Source organism: Caulobacter sp. D5 (genome assembly GCF_003185805.1).
Classification (GTDB): Bacteria; Pseudomonadota; Alphaproteobacteria; order Caulobacterales; family Caulobacteraceae; genus Caulobacter.
This window is the reverse complement of record NZ_QHJY01000411.1, coordinates 1-4020: the sequence shown is the minus strand read 5'-3', so window position 1 is coordinate 4020 and position 4020 is coordinate 1. Positions and strand designations below refer to the sequence as shown.

Sequence of the window (4020 nt, the reverse complement as noted above, 5' to 3'; positions counted from 1 at the left end):
CCGCCCGGACCGCGATCGCCGCCGCCGGGACCCCGGTCGCCGCCGCTGGACGCCTGGTCGCCGGCGGTGCGGGTCTGGTCGGACGAGGGCTGGGCGTTGGCGTTGTCGCCGCCGCTGCGCTGCTCGCCGCCCTGGCGCTGGAGGCCCTGAAGCAGGTCCATGCCGGGAGGCTGGGTCGAGCCATCGGCCGTCTGGGTCTGGCCCTGCTGACCTTGAGCGGCCTGGGCTTGGCCCTGACCTTGACCCTGACCTTGGCGGCCCTGGCCGTCCTGGCCCTGGCGCTCACGCCAGCGCTGCATCTCTTCCGGCGTCGGGGTGGGACGCGGCGGGGTCTTGCCGATCTGGTGCGAGTAGTTGAAGCCCCAGCGGATCTGCTCGCTCTCGCGCTTGGCGTAGTTCACCGGCCGCGCGTCGATGCGGATCAGCGTGCCGTCGCCGTCGCGGAAGAACCGGTCGGGGAAGGCCGCCTCGGTCGCCGCCGTGGCGCTGGGGAACGACGAGATCGGATTGTCGATGCGGGTGCGCGTGTAGTTGGCGTTGATCGACAGGCCGTCGATGACCGGCGGCTTCACCGTGACGCCAAACTTCAGGACGTTGCGCTCTTCGGACTTCAGGTCGGGATTGCCGCCGCTGACGCGGGTGATCTCGACACTCTCGCCGTTGACGTAGTCGAACACCTGCACGCCCGAGGTCGTGACCTGGGCTCCGCCCAGTTGCGACATGCTGGGGGCGTTCTCCTGGCGGGTTCCCGAGACGATGAAGCTGACCGGCTTGATCGGCGACCAGTTCAGGCCGCCGCCGATGGTGCTCAGGGTCCCGAAGTCCGACAGCTGGTTCACCGCCAGGTTCAGGTTGGCCGACAGGTCGCCGACCTTAGCCATGAAGTTGTTCTTCCGGCTGGTGATCGGCACGTCGAAGCTGACCTGGGCGTTGGCCGTGCCGCGCGACAGGTCGGCTTCGCTCTCGACGCCGAGACGGCGCGACCAGGAATCCACCCAGGCGCCCTCGGCCCCCAGCTTGACCGTCGAGGAGATGTCGCCGCCCGGCAGGCGATACAGCGCGCCGTTCATCACCAGCTGGGTGTTGACGGTGTCGTTGATCGAGTGGGCGGTGTTGCGCTGGAAGCTGCCGGTCGGCAGGTCGGCATAGGGATCGAAGGTCGGATCAAGGGCGGCCAGCCGCTGGTTCAGGTCGACGACGCTGGCGTCGCGGTCGCTGGAGGTGCGGCTTTCGTCGTGGTCGTAGTTGCCGGTCAGGTTCCAGCGCCACGACTTCATCGCGCCGTCCAGGGTGAAGCCGCCGTGGGCGTTCCAGGAACGGTTCCACTGCTCCATGGCGCCGAGGTCGGCGACATAGCGATAGAGGGTCGTGTCGCCGGCGTAGAACGGGCTGGTCGTGGGGATGTTCAGCCGGGCCTTCGACAGGCCCTGCAGCGACTGGCTCTGGTCGTAGGACAGGCTGCCGTTGACCGTGGCCGAGACGCCGTTGTCGAGCACGCGGTTGTAGACGGTGTTGTACGACAAGCTGTCGGTGCGCGGCTTCAGCGTGCGGTAGGGCGAGACGTCGCCGTCATAGCGCTGGTCGGTCTCGGTCGGTTCGAGGTCGCGGTCGCTTTCCAGCAGCTTGTCGCTGTGGCTGTACTTGAAGGCGCTGTTCAGGCGGCCCTGGCGGTTGAGGCGCAGGGTGCTGGAGTCGAATTGCTCGGTGGTCTGGCCGCCGTCGGTGGGGCCAGCCAGGCTGACCTCGCCGGTGCGGGCGCGGAAGCGCTGGCGCAACACGACGTTGACCACCTTCTGGTCGGCCGAATAGCCGTACTTCAGGGCCACTTCCTCGGGCAGGATCTCGACCCGCTGGATGGCTTCGGTGGGGATGTCGCGGATCTCGCCCATGCCGGAGATGCGGCGGCCGTTCAGCAGCACGACGGGCGAGCCGCCGCTGGCGCTGGTGGTCTGGGCCGACAGTTCCGACAGCAGTTCGGTCACCGAGCTGACGCCGAGGGAGCGGACGTCGGCGGCGGTGAAGGTCTCTTCGGGCTGGATGTCGCCCAGCACCGCGCCGTACTGGCGCTGGCCGGTGACGACGATGCCCTCGACCTCGACGTCCTCGGTCTCCTGGGCGACCTGGCGCGTCTGGGCGGGCTTGGCGGCTTCCTGCGCGTACAGCATCGACGGCGTGATGCAGCCCAGAAGGCCCAGCAGGGCCATCTTCCTCGTCATTTCCTATATCCCCACGGCTAGGCCGAATCCCTCGAGTTCAGCCTCTGTAACGCACTCAACCCCGACGCAGCCTGAACGAACTAGTTCAGGTTCGGTTTGGGTTCATCGGCTAAGGATGGGGGATGCGCATCCTGTTGGTCGAAGACGACGCGCCGCTGGCCGAAAGCATCGCCCAGGCCCTGCGCGAAGAGCAGTTCGCCGTCGATATCGCCGCCGACGGCGAGACCGGCGCGCACCTGGGCTCGACCGAAACCTACGCCGCCGCCGTGCTCGATCTGGGCCTGCCCAAGCAGGACGGTCTGTCGGTGCTGAGGTCCTGGCGCGAGCAGAACCGGCCGCTGCCGGTGCTGATCCTCACCGCCCGCTACGGCTGGACCGAGAAGGTCGAGGGCTTCAAGGCCGGGGCCGACGACTACCTGACCAAGCCGTTCCGGGTCGAGGAACTGGTCATGCGGCTGCGCGCCCTAGTGCGCCGCGCCGCCGGCCACCACGGCCCGAAGATCGCCTGCGGGCGGCTGACCTACGACGCCCAGCTGGGCGGGTTCGAGTTCGACGGCATGCCGCTGAAGCTGACCAGTTTTGAGTGGCGGGTGCTGTCGTGCCTGATCCTGCGCAAGGAGGTGGTGGTCGAGCGGATGGATATCCTGGAGCAGGCCTACGAGGGCGACGCCGGCGGCGACTCCAACTCGCTGGAGGTCATCGTCGGCCGGCTGCGGCGCAAGATCGGCCACGAGATGATCGAGACCGTGCGCGGCCGCGGCTATCGCCTGACCGCCGGGGGCGAGCCGTCGTGATCGCCTCCCTGACCTCGATCCGTGCCCGGCTGCTGATCAGCGGCGTGCTGTTCACGATCCTGGCGGTGGTGCTGGCGGCCCTGACGATCCAGCCGACCCTCGACCAGTTCGTCCGCCGCAGCGTCGACGCCAGCCTGGAGTCGCAGATCTCGGTGCTGGCCCGGGCGGTGAAGCCCGACGGCTCGCTGGACCAGGACCGCATCCAGTCTGTCGGCCCGTTCGTGCGGCGCGGGGCGGGCTGGGCCTGGGTGGTCAAGGGACCGGCTGGGACGCTGCGCTCGCAGACCGTGGCGATGATGGATCCGCGCCAGAGCGGCGGCCCGTCGCCCTGGCCCAAGGCCGAAGGGCCGCGTCCCGATCGCGATCGTCCGCAGGGGCCCCAGGGCGAACGGTCTCAAGGCGAACGTCCGCAAGGAGAGCGCTCGGCGCGCGACGCCCATCTCGAAAAGCCGCCGACCGGTCCGTTGAAGGAGTCGCGCCGCTGGCGCTCGCGCAGCGGCTGGAACGAGAGCTTCTATTTCCGCACCCTGACGGTGAACTCCAGCCGCGGTCCGGTGGTGATCACCGCCGGGGCGCCGCGCTACATCCGCGACCGCATGCGCGACGAGGGGCTGCGGCCGCTCTTGCTGTCGTTGTCGGTGCTGGGCGTGGGCCTGCTGGCGGCGATGATCGGCCAGCTGGAGCTGGGCCTGCGGCCGCTGCGCAAGCTCGGCGCGTCTCTGGCCGCCGTGCGGGCCGGCGAGCAGCAGCGCATCGAGGGCCGCCAGCCCAAGGAACTGGAGCCGGTGGTCGCCGAGCTGAACGCCTTGCTCGACCACAACGAGGCGGCCCTGGCCAAGGCGCGCAGCCACGTCTCCAACCTGGCCCATGGCCTGAAGACCCCGCTGGCGACGCTGGCGGTGCGGCTGGCCGAGCCGGGGCGCGATCCCGACGGCAGCCTGGCCAGCCTGATCGCCCAGATCGACGGCGCGATCGGCCATCACCTGGGCCGCGCCCGCGCCGCCTCGCCG

The 4020-nt window shown here is 69.6% G+C and carries 2 protein-coding genes and 1 pseudogene; 2 read left to right on the top strand and 1 reads right to left on the bottom strand.

The annotated features are described in order from the left end of the window. On the bottom strand, positions 1-2216 hold a 2216-nt coding region (locus DMC18_RS22290), incomplete at its 3' end, for a TonB-dependent siderophore receptor (RefSeq protein ID WP_146218172.1). Positions 2217-2338: 122 nt separating this feature from the next. Between DMC18_RS22290 and DMC18_RS22285 the strand changes: the two genes are divergently transcribed. Continuing rightward, positions 2339-3010: a response regulator transcription factor gene (locus DMC18_RS22285; RefSeq protein ID WP_110121948.1), complete on the top strand. Its 672-nt coding sequence runs from the start codon at positions 2339-2341 to the stop codon at positions 3008-3010. Next, positions 3007-4020: pseudogene (locus DMC18_RS22280) on the top strand (hypothetical protein); the annotation flags it as partial. The gene DMC18_RS22285 and the pseudogene DMC18_RS22280, both read left to right, overlap by 4 nt.

Coding starts and splice junctions, on each gene's coding strand:
- DMC18_RS22285 (WP_110121948.1), top strand. CDS start 2,339: ATGCGCATCCTGTTGGTCGAAGACGACGCGCCGCTGGCCGAAAGCATC.